Annotated in this window: 19 protein-coding genes; 5 read left to right on the forward strand and 14 right to left on the reverse strand. The window is 60.8% G+C overall.

Annotated features, from left to right (window positions below; translation table 11 throughout):
* The first annotated feature begins 69 nt into the window (after positions 1–69).
* A complete protein-coding gene (locus tag AD670_RS22095; protein ID WP_053137322.1) occupies positions 70–705 on the forward strand; it encodes a TetR/AcrR family transcriptional regulator in 636 nt (211 codons plus the stop codon).
* Positions 706–735: 30 nt separating this feature from the next.
* Here AD670_RS22095 and AD670_RS22100 read toward each other — a convergent pair whose 3' ends face one another.
* On the reverse strand, positions 736–1,518 hold the full coding sequence (locus AD670_RS22100) for a class I SAM-dependent methyltransferase (RefSeq protein ID WP_053137326.1): 783 nt from the start codon (positions 1,516–1,518) through the stop codon (positions 736–738).
* Between the two features lie 96 nt (positions 1,519–1,614).
* On the opposite strand from AD670_RS22100, the gene AD670_RS22105 reads away from it, so the two are divergent.
* A complete protein-coding gene (locus tag AD670_RS22105; protein ID WP_053137329.1) occupies positions 1,615–2,235 on the forward strand; it encodes a hypothetical protein in 621 nt (206 codons plus the stop codon).
* Here AD670_RS22105 and AD670_RS22110 read toward each other — a convergent pair.
* From AD670_RS22110 to ppc, 7 genes are all read right to left on the reverse strand, one after another.
* A complete protein-coding gene (locus tag AD670_RS22110; protein ID WP_371263195.1) occupies positions 2,232–2,912 on the reverse strand; it encodes an extensin family protein in 681 nt (226 codons plus the stop codon). The two genes, AD670_RS22105 and AD670_RS22110, sit on opposite strands and share 4 nt — an antisense overlap.
* Before the next feature lie 21 nt (positions 2,913–2,933).
* A complete protein-coding gene (locus AD670_RS22115; protein ID WP_053137335.1) occupies positions 2,934–3,761 on the reverse strand; it encodes an isocitrate lyase/phosphoenolpyruvate mutase family protein in 828 nt (275 codons plus the stop codon).
* 27 nt (positions 3,762–3,788) lie between these two features.
* Positions 3,789–4,649, reverse strand: coding sequence for a DUF72 domain-containing protein (locus tag AD670_RS22120; protein WP_053137338.1), 861 nt, complete (start codon positions 4,647–4,649; stop codon positions 3,789–3,791).
* The gene (locus tag AD670_RS22125; RefSeq protein ID WP_053137340.1) at positions 4,649–4,939 is read right to left on the reverse strand and encodes a hypothetical protein; all 291 of its coding nucleotides are present in this window, start codon (positions 4,937–4,939) and stop codon (positions 4,649–4,651) included. The genes AD670_RS22120 and AD670_RS22125 overlap by 1 nt, the downstream gene beginning before the upstream one ends.
* Positions 4,940–5,099: 160 nt before the next feature.
* Positions 5,100–5,786, reverse strand: a complete 687-nt coding sequence (gene tsaB / locus AD670_RS22130; protein WP_053137342.1) for a tRNA (adenosine(37)-N6)-threonylcarbamoyltransferase complex dimerization subunit type 1 TsaB — start codon at positions 5,784–5,786, stop codon at positions 5,100–5,102.
* Positions 5,787–5,875: 89 nt separating this feature from the next.
* On the reverse strand, positions 5,876–6,523 hold the full coding sequence (adk, locus tag AD670_RS22135; protein ID WP_012722567.1) for an adenylate kinase: 648 nt from the start codon (positions 6,521–6,523) through the stop codon (positions 5,876–5,878).
* Positions 6,524–6,819: 296 nt separating this feature from the next.
* Positions 6,820–9,465, reverse strand: a complete 2,646-nt coding sequence (ppc, locus tag AD670_RS22140) for a phosphoenolpyruvate carboxylase (protein WP_053137344.1) — start codon at positions 9,463–9,465, stop codon at positions 6,820–6,822.
* A gap of 183 nt (positions 9,466–9,648) precedes the next feature.
* On the opposite strand from ppc, the gene AD670_RS22145 reads away from it, so the two are divergent.
* From AD670_RS22145 to AD670_RS22155, 3 genes are all read left to right on the forward strand, one after another.
* On the forward strand, positions 9,649–9,993 hold the full coding sequence (locus AD670_RS22145; protein ID WP_053137347.1) for a hypothetical protein: 345 nt from the start codon (positions 9,649–9,651) through the stop codon (positions 9,991–9,993).
* 280 nt (positions 9,994–10,273) lie between these two features.
* On the forward strand, positions 10,274–10,699 hold the full coding sequence (locus AD670_RS22150) for a DUF4398 domain-containing protein (RefSeq protein ID WP_053137348.1): 426 nt from the start codon (positions 10,274–10,276) through the stop codon (positions 10,697–10,699).
* A gap of 55 nt (positions 10,700–10,754) precedes the next feature.
* Positions 10,755–11,540, forward strand: coding sequence for an OmpA family protein (locus AD670_RS22155; protein WP_053137351.1), 786 nt, complete (start codon positions 10,755–10,757; stop codon positions 11,538–11,540).
* A gap of 368 nt (positions 11,541–11,908) precedes the next feature.
* Here AD670_RS22155 and AD670_RS22160 read toward each other — a convergent pair whose 3' ends face one another.
* From AD670_RS22160 to lysS, 6 genes are all read right to left on the reverse strand, one after another.
* Complete coding sequence (locus AD670_RS22160) at positions 11,909–12,235, reverse strand: hypothetical protein (protein ID WP_053137353.1); 327 nt, start codon at positions 12,233–12,235, stop codon at positions 11,909–11,911.
* Positions 12,232–13,137, reverse strand: a complete 906-nt coding sequence (locus AD670_RS22165) for an alpha/beta hydrolase (protein WP_053137357.1) — start codon at positions 13,135–13,137, stop codon at positions 12,232–12,234. Before AD670_RS22165 ends, AD670_RS22160 begins: the two co-directional genes overlap by 4 nt.
* A 27-nt stretch (positions 13,138–13,164) precedes the next feature.
* The gene (locus AD670_RS22170; RefSeq protein WP_027604513.1) at positions 13,165–14,442 is read right to left on the reverse strand and encodes a flavohemoglobin expression-modulating QEGLA motif protein; all 1,278 of its coding nucleotides are present in this window, start codon (positions 14,440–14,442) and stop codon (positions 13,165–13,167) included.
* Between the two features lie 21 nt (positions 14,443–14,463).
* Positions 14,464–15,012, reverse strand: coding sequence for a hypothetical protein (locus tag AD670_RS22175; RefSeq protein ID WP_053137359.1), 549 nt, complete (start codon positions 15,010–15,012; stop codon positions 14,464–14,466).
* Positions 15,013–15,027: 15 nt separating this feature from the next.
* Complete coding sequence (locus AD670_RS22180; RefSeq protein ID WP_053137362.1) at positions 15,028–15,744, reverse strand: TetR/AcrR family transcriptional regulator; 717 nt, start codon at positions 15,742–15,744, stop codon at positions 15,028–15,030.
* A 106-nt stretch (positions 15,745–15,850) separates the two neighbouring features.
* Entirely contained in the window at positions 15,851–17,353 is a 1,503-nt protein-coding gene (gene lysS / locus AD670_RS22185; protein WP_053137365.1) for a lysine--tRNA ligase, read from the reverse strand.
* Positions 17,354–17,408: the final 55 nt, after the last annotated feature.

Consider the following 17,408-nt stretch of genomic DNA (forward strand, 5'->3'; position numbering starts at 1 on the left):
GCTAGGAATAATTATACTGGCCAGTATGTTATTAATACCAAACTCGCCAGTCCAGTATTAAAGGTGAAAATGTCCGACAATCCTGTAAACACCAATAGCCCTGGGCGTCCCAAGGACATGGCAAAACGCCAGGCTATCCTCTCGGCAGCGAAAACCCTGTTTTTGAGCAATGGCTACGCCAACACCAGCATGGATGCCGTGGCCCTTGAGGCCGGCGTGTCGAAACTGACCGTCTACAGTCACTTCACCGACAAAGAAACCTTGTTCACCGCCGCCGTGGTAGCCAAGTGCGAGGAGCAGTTGCCGGTGATGTACTTCGAACTGCCTGAAGGCATGCCGGTGCAAACGGTATTGTTGAATATCGCGCGGGGATTCCATCGGCTGATCAACAGTGAAGAGTCGGTGAACCTGCATCGCCTGATGATGACCACCGGCAATCAGGACGTGAAACTCTCACAGATCTTCTTCGAAGCCGGGCCCATGCGCATGCTCCAGGGCATGGAGCGCCTGCTCGGCAAAATCGACCAGAGCGGCGCCCTGCGCATCGATACACCGTTTACCGCGGCCGAGCACTTCTTTTGCCTGCTCAAGGGCACGGCGAACTTTTGCTTGCTGTATGGCTGCGGCGGGCAGTTGAGTGAGGAAGCCGCCGAAGCCCATGTGCAGGATGTGGTGGGGTTGTTTATGCGGGCCTATAGGCCTTGAGCCCGCTTGCCACACGTTCTTGCGTACCTTTTAAGGCTTGAGTGCTTTCTTGGGATAAATGTCATACCGGCTGGACTTGCCATCCAACGCGTGGCTCGGCTTGGGCCCCTCGATGCAGGGCGCCTTGCGCGGGCGCTTGACCACCACACGGTGGCTGGCCAAGGCCAGGGCGGCGGCCAGCAGGGCCGGTGCATCCGGGTCATCGCCCACCAGTGGCCGGAACAGGCGCATTTCTTTCTTCACCAGGGCGGTTTTCTCACGATGGGGGAACATCGGGTCGAGGTAGATCACCTGGGGCGGCTCCCCTTGCCAATTGAGCATCACGTCAATGGAGTTGCCCTTGAGCAGCTTCATACGCGCGACGATGGGCGCCACGTCAAAATCCTGCGTACCGCGTGCCAGGCCATCTTCGAGCAGGGCGCCAATCAGCGGTTGCCGCTCGATCAGGCTCATCTCGCAGCCCAGGCTGGCCAGCACGAACGCGTCCTTGCCCAGGCCGGCCGTTGCGTCCAGCACCCGGGGACGCACGCCTTGGGCAATACCCACGGCCTTGGCGATCATCTGTCCGCTGCCGCCACCATATAGCCGCCGGTGAGCCGCGCCGCCTTCGACAAAGTCCACTCGCACCGGTCCCGGCGCGTCAGGCCCAAGCTGCTGCAGTTGCAGGCCGTGTTCCCCCACTTGTAGGGAAAAATCCGCATCCGCGAGCTGTAAAGGCAAGCCGAGCTGTTCAGCCCACTGCTCGGCCCGGGTCTGGAAACCTTCGCCCAAGGCCTCGACCTGGATGCGGCTGGCCGCTGGTTGTTCACTCATCAATCGCTACGCTCAAAAATATTAAGGATCGGCAAACAACGGCCGATAAAAACAACAGTCAGGTATTTTGCCAGAGCTGAGCGTCGACCGAGAAAAATGTCAGACATTCTCCCCCTAACCATCGGTGTACTGCCGACCCACAACCACTACGGCCTGCGCAATACTCAAGCGCTGGCCGGGGTGAGTCATGTGTGGCAGGACTTCTTCGCCCGAGCGCTGGCCGAACAGCTCGGTGAAACGCCGGACGCGCTCGCCGCCAAGGCGCCAGCACCGGCGGACCCGGCGGTAGAGCCCAGCGCCGGTGCCGACCTGTTGTCGCAGATCCTCACCCAGCGTGAGTGCGACGTCAAAGACACCGAGATCGCCCCGCCTGAGCCACTGTTCCTGCCTATCGCCGAATTCGAAACCGAGTTGCTGCCACCGGCCGCCGAGCCGTTCCCACAGGAAGAAATCGTCGCCCAACAGCGCCAGCAGAATTTCGAAAGCGGCTGGGTTCGTCCCATCGTCCTGACGGCGGGTCAGCCGCTGCCCGCGCCAGGCCCTGCGCCGGAACCACGCCCATTGCACTTGCCAATTGCCGAGTTCGAGCTGGACCTGTTGCCGCCGCCGGCCACGCCTTACCCCACCGAAGAACTGCTGGCGCAACAGAAGGCGCTGGATTTCGACTACCACTGGGCACGCCCACTGATCACCCAGAACCTGCGACTGGCCGCTTAACGACAGACCCACCAACGCCCCATGTCCAGATGGAAATGGTTGCGGTGCGCGGCGTTGTAGTCCGGGCTCAACACCACATTGAAATCATCACAGGCACCATCGCGCACCTGGCGCAGGAACCGCGCGCTGTCGCCTTCCCCCGACCAATCCTTGAGCACGCTGATACTGCGCCCGTCCGCCAGGCGAAACCCGGCAATATCCAGGGCATTGGCCGACGCATGCTGGCTGAGCCGCCCTTCGGCACGGCTATACATGTTGCGACAGGCAAAACTGCCCAGGTGATCGACCCGCGTCACCGCCTGGCCGAACACCGCCTGGGCCGCCGGTTGCAGGCTGTGACGCTCAAACAGCGCGAACGCCACCGCCAATGGGCAACTGGCGAGGAAGCTGCTGCTTAATGCCACGTCTGCGCCCTGCACGCGCAAGGTATTGCGCAGAGGACAGACCGCGTCCGCAGGCGTATCGGCCTGGTGGCTGACCCGCAGGCCCGAGGTTTTCAGCACTTGATCGCACAACGCGGGGTCATCCTGCAGGCGCCCCAGCTTGTAGCGGGTCAACAGGTTCGGACTGGCGCGCACATCCAGGGGCGCCCAGGGATTCCACGCATCCGGCAGCGGTAACCAGCCGCGCCAGACACCGACCGTAAACGCCCCGCCAAGCAACAACAGCACGCCCATCCCGTTGAGAACGCGCACGCCTTAACCCTTGAAGAACTGATTGGCCTGGCTGAAGGGCATCGAACGCTCGGTAAAGGTGAACGTGCCCAATGCCTGGACTTCCTGCGCCGCCCGATAGAACTCGCCATACGCCGCCAGCGCCATGGCCGACCCGACGCTGATGCGCTTGACGCCCATTTCGCTCAATTGCGCCACGCTGAGTTTCAGCCCACCGGACATCAGCACATTCACCGGTTTGGGCGCCACGGCCTTGACCACCGCCAGCACGTCTTCGGCACTGCGCAGGCCCGGCGCATAGAGCACGTCGGCGCCGGCTTCGGCGTAGGCCTGCAGGCGGCGAATGGTGTCGGGCAGATCCAGGCGACCATGCAGAAGGTTTTCCGCGCGGGCGGTCAGCGTGAAGGGGAATGGCAGACTGCGGGCGGCGGCAACGGCGGCTTCCACACGCTCGACGGAGAGGTCGAAGGGATAGATTGGGTCGACAGCAATGCCGGTGGCATCCTCGATAGAGCCCCCCACGATACCGCTGGCCGCCGCACGCAAGATGGTCTCGGCACAGCCGTCGGGGGTGTCGCTGAAGCCGTTTTCCAGGTCGGCCGCCACCGGCAGCGCGGTAGCCTTGGCGATCATGGCGGCATTGAGCAACGTGTCTTCCAAGGACAATGCCCCTTCCGCATCCGGGCGCCCCAGGCTGAACGCATAACCCGCACTGGTCGTGGCCAGGGCTTCAAAGCCAAGGCTGGCGAGCATCACCGCCGAGCCCGCGTCCCAAGGGTTGGGCATCACGAAGGCGCGGTCGCGCTCATGCAGGGCCTTAAAGGTTTCGGCGCGAAGGGTTTGGGCATCCATGACTGACTCCTGGCGGAAAAAGGAGCCCTAGAGTAACCCCAGCTGCTCCACTTCGGGTTGCCGATCCAATGTCGGCAGTGCAGGAAGGCCGGGCAGGCGCGCCATCAGCTTGGCGTGAAAACGCAAGGCCAGCTGTGCAGCCAGGCGATTGTCCGAGGTGTGCAGGAATACGTAGGGCGTGCGGCCTTCTTCGATCCAGCCGGCGATTTTTTCAACCCACGGGATCAGGAACGGGTCGTTGGCCTCCAGCTCCGGATGGCCAATAAAACGCACTTGGGGAAACTGGGTCAGCGCTGCCGGACGGGGTGGCACCTTGGGCTTTTTCGATTGAGCATGCAGTACCGCAGCCGAGGTCGACGTGCAACTGAACAACGCGCGCGGGTCGAGGCAGATGCGCTCGACACCCCGATCACGCAACAAACGGTTGAGGGTGCGCTCGGCATCGCCCTTGGCGAAGAACTCAGGGTGGCGTACTTCAACCGCCATCGGGCGTTCCAGGCCATCAATAAAACCGGCCAGTTCAGCCAGGCGTTGCGGCGAAAAACTCGCCGACAGTTGCAGCCACAGCGGCGAAACACGGGCACCGAGCGGGCTCATCAGACCGACAAAACTTTCCGCTGCCGGCAATTGCTCACGCAAGTCGCCACCGTGACTGATGTCACCGGGAAATTTGGCCGTGAAGCGAAAGTCTTCGGGCATGATGTCGGCCCAGCGCTGCACGGTAGCGGCCGAGGGGCGAGCGTAGAACGTGGTATTGCCTTCAACGGCGTTGAAGACCTGGGAATAAAGGGCAAGGTAATCGCCGGAGCGGGCGTCGGCTGGGTACAAGTACTCGCGCCAGGCGTTTTCACTCCAGGACGGGCAACCGAGGTAGTAAGGCAGCCGCATCAGATGTGAATGTCGAGGCCCAGCACTTCCATATCCCATTCGACGAAACCGGCGGTGGTCAGGTAGCTGGCCAAGGCAGTGGCAACGCTTTTGCTCATGGAGCGCGGGAAGAGCATGTCTTGCTGACGGGCAGGAACGCCGCTGATACGGGCTTGTGAACTGGCCTTCGCATCGGATTGGACCTCAATGAAGTCCGGCGAGTCCTCGACAGAATCGTCCACCGTAGCGTTTGCCTTACGCGGCTTGCGCTTGATTGGGTACGACTGTGAGGAAAATCCATCAATACGCATAGGCGCGAACTCGCTATCAGTAATGGCATTTTGGCAGCACTGTCCGTCGCGCGCAAATGCTCTGGTGATAACTAGAACACATAATTTGAAAAAGGTTTAAAAACCGGGGCAAAATCTGACGATTGGCGACTTTGGCCTCATATTGCCATCATTTTTGGCGTCAAATAATCCCTCTTTCGGCCTTGGTCTGTGCGACTTTATCGCGCAAGTAAACCGGCGCAGCCTGGTCAGCAGGAATCGCCTCGCCACGTTCAAACGCGAAGCGTGCCAAAGTCAGCAAGTCTTCGGCATGGGGCAACATGCTCGCGTCCTGGCCCACCAGCGACACACCGATGCGCTCGCCATAACCCCAGCCGGTGCCAGCACCGAACCAGTCACCACTGGCATCATCGGGCAATACCGCCGATTCCGGTGGCTGCACCGCTTCCACGCCGATAAGGCGCATTTCGCCAGCCGTTTCGCGGTAGCAGCCCCAGTACACTTCGTCCATGCGCGCATCGATAGCCGCCGCCACCTGCTGGGCGCCGTGTTCGCGCAAGGCACGCTGAGCCAGTACGGCCAGGTTGGAGACCGGCAGTACCGGGCGCTCCAATGCAAAGGCCAGGCCCTGAACCACACCAATGGCAATGCGCACCCCGGTAAACGCCCCCGGGCCGCGGCCGAAGGCGATGGCGTCCACGGCCGACAGGGTGGTGCCCGCGTCTTCGAGCAGTTGCTTGATCATCGGCAACAGTTTCTGCGCGTGCAGGCGCGGGATCACCTCGTAGTGGCTTGTGACTTTGCCATCGTGCAGCAAGGCAACGGAGCAAGCTTCAGTCGCGGTGTCCAGGGCCAGCAGGGTGCTCATCGGTGTCGGTGTCCAAGTCGAAAAAAAGTGCGCCAGTATAAACAACAACGGCCCGCAAGCGGGCCGTTGTGTATCAAGCCGATAAAGGATCAGCTCAGTGCTTGCAGCACCTTGGCAGTGATCGCTTCTACCGAACCGACGCCAGGGATATGGCTGTACTTCGGCTTGCCCTGTGCTGCGGACAGCTTCTGGTAGAAATCCACCAGCGGCTTGGTCTGGGAATGGTAGACCGACAGGCGATGACGCACGGTTTCTTCAGTGTCGTCTTTACGCTGCACCAGGTCGTCGCCGGTGACATCGTCCTTGCCTTCAACTTTTGGCGGGTTATACACGGTGTGATACACCCGGCCCGACGCTTCGTGAACGCGACGACCAGCAATACGCTGGACGATTTCTTCGTCTTCAACCGCAATTTCAACCACGGCGTCGAGTTCAACGCCGGCCTTCACCAGGGCTTCAGCCTGGGGAATGGTGCGTGGGAAGCCGTCGAACAGGAAGCCGTTCTTGCAGTCTTCCTGGCTGATGCGTTCCTTGACCAGGTTGATGATCAGGTCATCGGAGACCAGGCCACCGCTGTCCATCACGCTCTTGGCGATCAGGCCCAGCTCGGTGCCGGCCTTGACGGCAGCACGCAGCATGTCGCCAGTGGAGATTTGTGGAATGCCGAATTTTTCAGTGATGAACTTTGCCTGAGTACCTTTACCGGCCCCGGGAGCTCCCAGCAGAATGACGCGCATCGATGTGCTCCTCAATTTTTTATAGAGATGACGCTCGGATTCGCCGCGTGGGGCCAATCTCGTAAAAATATATGGCTCATAAAAATATGGGCCCAAGCCGCCCAAACGGCCAAAGGCTGATCAAGATACACAGCGGGCCCTAACCACACAAGCCGCCAAAAGTCGCAGGAACCCGCGCCACGCGTACGTCATAGGTAGGGTGTGCCTGAGTGCAACCGGCCCCGTAAACGCCGACCACCCTTTTCAGGGCGGCCGTCGTGGTTTCTGCGCAAGCCGTTGAGAACTCGCAAAAAACCTCAGCCGGTGTTGCGCAAGCCGGCGGCAATACCGGCCACAGACACCAGCAGCGCCTGTTCCAGAGGGCTGTCTTGCGCGGCTTCCTGGCGCCGCGAGCGCGCCAGCAACTCGGCCTGCAACAGGTGCAGGGGGTCGAGATAGGTGTTGCGCAGGCGGATGAACTCCAGGGTGTCAGGGCTATGGGCCAGCAGTTGCGACTGGCCGGTCAGGCCAAGTACCACGCTACAGGCCTGCGACAATAGGTCGCGTAAGTGCGCACCCAATGGCAACAGGTCCGGCTGCACCAGGCGCTCGTCATAGAGACGCGCAATATCGGCATCGGCCTTGGCCAGCACCATTTCCAGCATATCGATGCGGGTGCGAAAGAACGGCCACTGTTCGCGCATTTGCCCCAGCAGTTCGCCTTCACCGCGCTCCAGCGCCTTGCTAAGCGCGGCTTCCCAACCCAGCCAGGCCGGCAGCATCAGGCGAGTCTGGGTCCAGCCGAAGATCCACGGAATGGCGCGCAGGCTTTCTATACCGCCGGCACGCCGCTTGGCCGGGCGACTGCCCAGGGGCAGGCGACCCAGCTCCTGCTCGGGGGTGGACTGGCGAAAATACTCGACGAATTGCGGATTTTCCCGCACCACTGCGCGGTAAGCGCTGACACCGTCGGCCGCCAATTCATCCATCAAATGCCGCCAAGCCGGCTCCGGTGGCGGCGGTGGCAGCAACGTCGCTTCCAACACGGCGGCCAGGTACAGATTGAGGTTCTGTTCAGCAATGTCCGGCAAGCCGAACTTGAAGCGGATCATCTCGCCTTGCTCGGTGGTACGGAAACGCCCCGCCACCGAACCCGGCGGTTGCGACAGGATCGCCGCGTGGGCCGGGCCGCCGCCACGCCCGACGGTGCCGCCGCGACCATGGAACAGCAGCAATTCCACCTGTTGCTCACGGCAAATATCCACCAGCCGCTCCTGGGCCCGGTACTGCGCCCAGGCGGCGGCGGTGGTGCCGGCGTCCTTGGCCGAGTCGGAGTAGCCGATCATCACTTCCTGCGGGCCGTGCAAGCGCGCGCGGTAGCCCGGCAGCAGCAACAGTTGCTCGATCACGGGACCGGCGTTATCCAGGTCGGCCAGGGTTTCGAACAGAGGCACAACGCGCATTGGTCGTTGCACGCCCGACTCTTTAAGCAGCAGTTGCACCGCCAATACGTCTGACGCGGCGCCAGCCATGGAGATGACATACGAGCCTAAAGAGGCGGCAGGTGCGGCGGCGACTTCCTTGCAGGTGTTGAGCACTTCGGCGGTATCGGCCGAGGGCTTGAAATAGCCCGGCAACAGCGGTCGACGATTGGCCAGCTCCTTCATCAGGAAGCTGATGCGCATCTCTTCGTTCCAGTCCTCGTAACGGCCCAGGCCCAGGTAATCAGTGATTTCGGTCATGGCCGCCGAGTGGCGACTGGAATCCTGGCGCACGTCGAGGCGCACCAGGAACAGACCAAAGGTGACGGCCCGGCGCAGGCAATCGAGCAGTGGGCCGTCGGCGATCACGCCCATGCCGCACTCGTGCAGCGACTGGTAGCACAGCTCCAGTGGCTCGAGCAGGTCGCGGTTGTTCTGCAAGACCTCGGCAGGCGCCGGCGTGCTGCTGCTCAACGCGGTATGCGCCCATTGGCGCGTGGCGCGCAGGCGTTCGCGCAGTTGCTTGAGCAGGGCGCGATAGGGTTCGACGCTGTCGCCAACCTTGGCCTGCAACGCCGGGCTGGCCTTTTGCATCGACAGTTCGGAGGCCAGGTGGTCAATATCGCGCAGGTACAGATCGGCAGCCATCCAGCGCGCCAGCAGCAACACCTCGCGGGTCACCGGCGCGGTGACATTCGGGTTGCCGTCACGGTCGCCGCCCATCCACGACGCAAAGCGGATCGGCGCAGCTTCCAGCGGCAGGCGCAGGCCCGTGGCGGCATGTAACGCCTGGTCGGCCTTGCGCAGGTAATTGGGGATCGCATGCCACAACGAATGCTCAATCACCGCAAAGCCCCATTTGGCTTCATCCACCGGCGTCGGCCGGGTGCGGCGGATTTCTTCGGTGTGCCAGGCTTCGGCGATCAAGCGTTGCAGGCGCTGGCGGATCTGCTCGCGCTCAGCGGTGGTGAGGTCACGGTGATCCTGCAGCGCCAGTTGTGCGGCGATGGCATCGTATTTCTGGATCAGGGTGCGACGCGCCACTTCGGTGGGGTGGGCGGTGAGCACCAGTTCAATCTCCAGGCGCCCCAACTGGCGGGCCAGGGATTCGTTGCTGTGACCCTCGCCTTGCAGACGGGCCAGCAACTCCGGCAATACGCGGGATTCGAACGGTGCCGGCTGCGACTCATCGCGCCGATGAATCAACTGGTACTGCTCGGCGATATTGGCCAGGTTGAGGAACTGGTTGAAGGCCCGCGCAACGGGCAGCAGTTCGTCTTCCTGCAACTGATTGAGACTGGCGCTCAGTTCATCACCCGCGGCTTTGTCCGGGGTGGCTCCACGGCGGTCGGCCTTGGCGCCTTTGCGGATCTGCTCGATCTTGTCGAGGAAATCATCGCCGTACTGCTCTCGAATGGTGTTGCCCAACAGCTCACCCAGCAGGTGAACATCCTCACGCAAGCGTGCATCGATATCACTCATCAGCCAATCTCCAGCCAGAAATCCGGGACGCGCAGGTCTGCCAGAGTGCCGCCAGCATCGTTTTATGACAAGACTTTAAACCTTGTGACTTGCGGCTAGTCTCAACTGTGAGTCGTCGTGTTATCCATGCGAGCGACTGGTCACTCATCACCGCCCGCCATCGCGGGTTCTATTGAGGTTGCCATGAAAATTCGAGAACTGGCCCAGCATTGGGAAGAGAACGCCAAGGGTCGCCTGACCAAGACCGAGTACGCCATCCATCTCGATGTCGAGGCCGCAGCGCGGTTGGCGGCCATTGCCGAGATGTACCCCAAGCGCCACACCGAAGAACTGCTCGGCGAGCTGATCGGGGCGGCGCTCGAAGAGCTGGAAGCCAGCTTTCCCTACGTCAAGGGGCAGCATGTGATTGCCACCGATGAAGAGGGCGATCCCTTGTACGAAGACGTCGGCCCTACCCCGCGCTTTCTCTCTTTATCGCGGCGCTACCTGCAAGATTTGTCGGACAGCGCTGACGAACCCAAGCACTGAAAGAGCTACGCCCCCCGATAAAACCCTTGTATTCCGGGCCTCCCAGAGGCCCGGCGTACCGCTGTCCGTCATGAAAGTTCCAATTTTTTTCGCTGACCGTTTAGTCAGATATTTTTTTTGGCAAATCGCCATCTTCTCTGAACTTTTGAAAAAAGCCTCCGGTCACAGCCAGTAAGCCATCACTTGGAACGGCCGTTTGAAAGGGCATGTCGTGCTTTACCGCCGCGCCCCCGCCGCTCACCGACTGAGATGGATTTTGATGTTTTTCAGGAGTTATCCAATGGAGTTGAAGACGATGAAGACCAGCACTGCCAAATCCTCGTTTAACCACCTGCGCGGGCTTAAATTGGCCGCGCTGGCAATCGGCACCAGCTTCGTTCTGGCCGGTTGCGCCGGCAACCCGCCAACCGAGCAATACGCGGTGACCCAATCTGCGGTCAACAGCGCAGTGAGCGCCGGCGGCACCGAGTACGCGGCCGTAGAAATGAAGTCGGCCCAGGACAAGCTCAAGCAAGCCGAAATCGCCATGCACGACAAGAACTATGACGAGGCCCGTCGCCTGTCTGAGCAAGCCGAATGGGACGCTCGCGTTGCAGAGCGCAAAGCCCAGGCTGCCAAGGCTGAACAGGCTGTGAAGGACTCCCAGAAGGCTGTCCAGGAGCTGCGTCAGGAAGGCATGCGCCCGGCTGTTATCAAACAGCAATAAGCCGCCGCCCCTGATTGCATTGCACCCGATATCGAATTGAAAGGACGACACGACTATGCGTAAACAATTGATGATCCCTGCCCTGCTGGCGATGAGCGTTGCCCTGGCGGCGTGCTCCACCCCGCCAAACGCGAACCTGGAAAACGCACGGACCAACTTCTCGGCCCTGCAGGCCAACCCGAACGCCACCAAAGTAGCAGCCTTGGAAACCAAGGACGCCCAGGATTGGCTGGACAAGGCTGACAAGGCCTACCGTGACAAGGAAGACCAGAAGAAAGTTGACCAACTGGCCTACCTGACCAACCAACGCGTTGAAGTCGCCAAAGACACCATCGTGCTGCGCGAATCCGAAGCCAAGCTGAAAAACGCCGGCGACGAACGTGCCCGTGCACTGCTCGAAGCACGCGATGCACAGATCAAGCAACTGCAGGACAGCCTGAACGCCAAGCAAACCGATCGCGGCACCCTGGTGACCTTTGGTGACGTGCTGTTTGCTACCAACAAGGCTGACCTGAAATCCAGCGGCCTGGTCAATATCAATAAGCTGGCTCAGTTCCTTCAGGAAAACCCGGATCGCCAGGTGATCGTTGAAGGCTACACAGACAGCACCGGCAGCGATGCCTACAACCAGAGCCTGTCGGAGCGCCGTGCCGCTTCGGTGCAGGTTGCGCTGATCAAGATGGGCGTTGACCCACGCCGCATCGTGACCACCGGTTACGGCAAGGAATACCCGGTTGCCGATAACGGCAGTGTGTCGGGCCGCGCCATGAACCGCCGCGTTGAAGTGACCATCTCCAACGATAACCAACCGGTCAAGCCACGGTCGTCCCTGGCTAACTGATTGATTGATGCTGGATAAAAAAACCCACCTTATGGTGGGTTTTTTTTTGGCTCGCCAAAGTGAATAGGACGGTTTGTGTCATCGCCTGGCAGCTCAATCTTCGGGGCTTGCTTATGCTGCTGAGCGTTTAACCGTTCCAGAGCCCCATGGCACCTGACCATATCCAGCATGTTCTGCACTGCCGGACTTTCAGGAACTGCAGGATTTGCAGGAGTTGAAAAAATAGTTATCGCCACTTTCTCGGCCCTGATCTGTGTAAGTTACACCGTTTTCTGTGGCGTTTTACGCGATATGGTTCCAACTAATCCCGACTGTTGGAATTGAACCGTCTCACAACCCATGCAGCACATCGACTCCGATACGATGGTTCACTGCTGCAGTTGCGGGGTTTCCTGGCCCAGGCAACGCACCGCCTGCTTCTTGTTGTTGACCAACACGCCACTCAAGCCTTTTTGCTCGGTATCGAACATTACCAGCACGCCATCGACGCACTGCGCCACTTGCGCGGCCGGAGTCAGGGAGATCTTGTAGTCCTCGCCCGGCACGGTCTTGAGCATGGTGAAGTCGCTGAGCAGCAGCGCATCTTCCGGCTTGGCGAAGTGCAAATAGCCGTAGTACCACAGGCAGCCGACGGTGCCGATGATGGTACCGATGCCGGTGAGAATCAGCGGGATCATGTTGCGTTCTTCGCTCATTGCGGGCTCTCTGATGAATCAACTTTAGGAATGGGGTAGTTCGGAATCTCGCCCAGGCGGCGCAGGCCGTTAAAGTGCTGCGGGTCGTCCAGGTAGCGCAGCATCACGGTCTGCCAGGTCTTGTCGGCGAAGGTCTGCACATGGCCGCCCCGGGTCAACTGCAACACGCGGGGCGCTGGCGCGGCCTGATACAGCCGGATGCCGTTGGCCAGGGGCACGATCGGGTCATCCAGGCTGTGGAACAGCAATTTCGGCACGCCGGTCAGTTGCGGCATGGCCTTGATCGCGCTGTCGGCGTCGGGCACCAACCAAGACAAGGGCACCTGCAATGGCCATGTTAACCAGGAGGTGCTCAGGGCGAATTGTCCTACGTCACGATAACTGGCGGGCACACCATCGAGCACCAGCGCTTTGAGTTGGGACTGACGCTGCGGGTGCTCCGCCAGGTAATGCACCGCCAGCGCACCGCCGAGGCTTTGACCGAGGACGATCAACGGCTGGCCCTGGGTTTCAGGGGCTTTGTCGAGCCAACTGAAGGCCGCATCCACATCCTGATAAATCGCCGGCAATGAGGGCTTGCCTTCTGACAGCCCATAACCGCGATAGTCCAGCAGCAGTACCTGGTAGCCCTGCTCCGGCAACCACCAGCTGCCGCCCAGGTGCCAGGCCAGGTTGCCGCCATTGCCGTGCAGGTGCAGCACGGTACCTTTGACGGGCACTCCGGCCTTGGCCGGCAGCCACCACGCGTGCAACTTCACGCCATCGGCGGTGGTGAGGGTGACGTCGCGGTACTGCAGGTGCGCTTTTTCGGGCGTAAACGGCAGACCGGGTTCGGGGTAGAACAGCAACGAGCTGCAACCGTTCAATGTGAGTAGCAGGCATAGAATGCCGAGGATTCTCATCCGTTGAAGCCTCGTGAGTAACAGCGTTTAGAGGATATTGGAGTAATCCGCCTCGATCCGGTCCAGGCTCAAGTGGTTGAGGAAGTTGGAGAAGCACATCCACGCCGCCAGTGCGTTCATGTCGCGGAACTGTTCAGGCAGGTACTTGGGTGGCACCACCAGGCCTTCGTCCACCAGTTGGCGCAAGGTGCGCATGTCTTCCAGGGTGGTCTTGCCGCAGAACAGCAGCGGCACTTGCTCCAGCTTGCCTTTGCGCACTGCCAGCTGGATGTAGTTGTAAACCATGATAAAGCCCTTGAGGTAGGACAAATCCTTGGTAAACGGCAGACCGTTCGGCACCGAGCCACGAAACACCCGACTGGCATTGCCATAGCTTTCGGCCATTTCAAAGCCTTGCTCGCGGAAGAACTCGAACACCTGCAGGAAATCGGCACCCTCCTCCACCATGTGAATGGCACGGGTGCGGTTGGTCAGTTTGCGCAAGCGGCTCGGGTAGGAGGCGAAGGTGATGATCTCCATCAGGATCGCCAGGCCTTCCTGGGTCACGGTGGACGACGGCGGGCCCTTGGACAGGAAGGTGCAGATCGGCTGGTTCTGGCCGTTGAGCGTGGTACCGACATGCACCAGGCCTTCGTGGACTTCCAGCGCACGCACGTCGCGGTCGTTGAACATCGCGTCGGCGCGGATCTTGATGTAGTCGGCGCCCGCTGCGGCATCGGCGACGATACCGTCGGACTCGAACACGCGGATGGTTTCTTCGGCTTCGCCAAACACCTTGTTCAGGCGGGTTTGCAGCAGGGCGACGGCGTCCTTGGCGGTGAGGGTCTTGGCTTCGTCCTTGAGGTCGCCACGGCCGTCAATATTGTTCAGGTAATCGGAAAGCATCAGGCCCAGGTCAGCCAGGGTCGGGTCGCCGGCGTGAAAGGCGTCGGAGGCGGCGCCGTACAGTTCCTGGGAAATCAGGCCGAAGTCCTCGGTGCCGCGCGCTTCGAGCATCCGCACCACCATGCGGTATTCACGGCACATGCGGCGCATGATCTGCCCCACCGGGCTGAACTGGCCAAGGCGGCGAGTGATGTCACGTTCGATGTTCTGGAACTCCAGCTTCACTGCACTGGAGTCGAACGACAGCGGCCGGTTCAGGTAATAGTCGCGGTCCACGGCCGGCATTGCCTTGCCCTTGGCCTTGAGGAATCCCTGACGAATGTTGTCGTCCCACTTCACGGCGTCGAGGACGCGAATCGGTGTTTGCGCCAGCACAATGCGATCGGACAAGCTGCGTATCGTCTGCTGGTAATCGTCCACCCGGTGCTTCCTCTCTAAACGTTATTTGCCCGCGCGCTGATAGCGCACGGCTTCAACGAACACATCGGCATTGGCCGGATCGTCCAGGTAGGCGAACACCTGGTCCATGGAGCTGTCGACCAATACACCGGCGCCTTCGACGGTATCCACGGTACTGCCGTGCAGCACCTGTTGGCCCATGGCTTGGTGAATCTGGTCGAGGTCGAGGTTATAGACCACCAATTCGTGCTTATCGTCGAACTCGAACCCGGCCAGGAAATAATGCCCACCGAATCGGGCCGGCAACGGGGCCGACAGATACCAGCGGCTGCCATGGCGCGACACGGTAAACAGGTACTCATCGCGCTGGGCCGGTGTGGCTTTAGGGTAGCTCACCGCCTTGTAGCGGTGCTCTCCGGCAGCGCTGATTTGCAGATTGAGCGGTTCGCCCCAGGCATTCTTGCTGGTCCAATGGCCCAACAACTCTTGCGGCGCCGCCTCATGGGCGGGCAATGGATCCTTGAACGTGACCAGGCAACCGCTGAGCAGCAGGAACGACAAGGCGATTACCGCCACACGCCAGGTTTTCATTGGACTCCCCCGGTGTCAGACCGAGGCCAACACCAAATGCATGTAACGCTTGAGGATCTCAAGCATCTCTTCACCGGTCAGAGGCTCTGCGCCGCCCAGCAGGCACTGATATTCCATCCGACTGATTATCGCCGTCAACACCTTGGCGTCCTGTTGCGGCTCGCGGGAGCCCAATACCTGGAAAAACTGCCCCGTGCCCTGCAACAGAATCTGCTGGTGGGAGCGCACCAATTGCGCCAGGCGCGGGTTGAGCAAGGCTTCCTGGCGAAAGGCCTGTTCGGCCATCAGGTGTTCGCGGCGGTTGGTCAGTTGGCGCAGCACATAGTCGGCGGTCAGCCGCGCGATGTCATCGGCCAGTTGCGAGCGCGATTCCGGGCTGCCGTCGCCATAGGCGACCATCTCGCGCAGCAGGCCTTCGTTGCGCACCCACAACTTGCCCATGAACGCAGCGCTGCGTTCAACGTACTGGGCAAAGGTATCGGTGAGCAGGTCATCGATGTCCTTGAAGTAATAGGTAGTGGCCGACAACGGCACCCCCGCCTCCGCCGCCACCGCGCGATGACGCACGGCTCGCACGCCCTCGCGCACCACGATGCGCATGGCCGCATCGAGAATGTCTTGCCGGCGTTGCTCGCTGCCCCGACGGCTGGCCTTACGGCCCTGGTACTGGACGCTTTCAGCCACGGCAGCGGCAATGCCGGCGGCACCTTCTTGAGCGGTTACGCGGTTCACGACACACATCCTTGAATAGATCAAAACCTGGCGCTGTTTGCTTGACGCTTAAAAACGCCACATAAAAAAGCCGCCTTATAAAAGGCGGCTCTGGATTTCGCTGAGGTTACGCTTGTGGCCGCATGTGCGGGAACAAGATCACATCGCGGATCGACGGCGAGTTGGTCAACAACATCACCAAGCGGTCGATGCCGATACCTTCACCGGCCGTTGGCGGCATGCCGTATTCCAGGGCACGTACGAAGTCAGCGTCGTAGTGCATGGCTTCGTCGTCGCCGGCGTCCTTGTCGGCCACCTGGGCCATGAAGCGCTCGGCCTGGTCTTCGGCATCGTTGAGCTCGGAGTAGGCGTTGGCGATTTCGCGGCCACCGATGAACAGCTCGAAACGGTCGGTGACGTTCGGGTTGTCATCGTTGCGACGAGCCAGCGGCGACACTTCGAACGGGTACTGGGTAATGAAGTGCGGCTGCTCCAGCTTGTGCTCCACCAGCTCTTCGAAAATCATCACCTGCAGTTTGCCCAGGCCTTCGAAGCCCAGCACCTTGGCGCCGGCTTTCTTGGCGATGGCGCGGGCCTTGTCGATGTCGTTAAGGTCGTCTGCGGTCAGCTCGGGGTTGTACTTGAGGATCGAGTCGAACACCGACAGGCGCACGAACGGCTCACCGAAATGGAACACCTTGTCGCCGTAAGGCACGTCGGTGCTGCCCAGGACCAACTGCGCCAGCTCGCGGAACAGCTCTTCGGTCAGGTCCATGTTGTCTTCGTAGTCGGCGTAGGCCTGGTAGAACTCCAACATGGTGAATTCTGGGTTGTGACGGGTCGAGACGCCTTCGTTACGGAAGTTGCGGTTGATCTCGAACACCTTCTCGAAGCCGCCGACCACAAGACGCTTGAGGTACAGCTCCGGCGCGATACGCAGGAACATTTCCAGGTCCAGCGCGTTGTGGTGGGTTTCGAACGGCTTGGCTGCGGCACCACCCGGGATGGTTTGCAGCATCGGGGTTTCCACTTCCAGGAAGTCACGCTGCATCAGGAAGCTGCGGATGTGCGCGATGACCTGCGAACGCACGCGGAATGTCTGGCGCACGTCTTCGTTGACGATCAGGTCGACATAACGCTGGCGGTAGCGCTGCTCGGTGTCGGTCAGGCCATGGTGCTTGTCCGGGAGCGGGCGCAGGGATTTGGTCAGCAGGCGCACGCTGGTCATTTCCACGTACAGGTCGCCCTTGCCGGAACGGGCCAGGGTGCCTTCGGCTGCGATGATGTCGCCCATGTCCCAGGTTTTCACCGAGGCCAGGGTCTCTTCCGACAGGGTCTTGCGGTTGACGTAGACCTGGATACGCCCGGTCATGTCCTGGATCACCATGAACGAGCCACGGTTGAGCATGATGCGACCTGCCACCTTGACCGGGATCGCAGCCTCTGCCAGCTCTTCCTTGGTCTTGTCCGCGTACTGCTTCTGCAACGCATCGCAGTAGTTTTCGCGGCGGAAGTCGTTGGGAAAGGCATTGCCCTTGGCGCGCTCGGCAGCCAGCTTTTCCTTGCGCAGGGCGATCAGGGAGTTTTCTTCCTGTTGCAGGGCTTGCGGGTCGAGTTGTTGGTCGCTCATGTCTTTAAATTTTCCATCAGGTTCGTTGTCCCAGGCGTAGGCCGGGGATCGCCGG

The sequence above is a fragment of the Pseudomonas sp. MIACH genome, assembly GCF_001269925.1.
Classification (GTDB): domain Bacteria; phylum Pseudomonadota; class Gammaproteobacteria; order Pseudomonadales; family Pseudomonadaceae; genus Aquipseudomonas.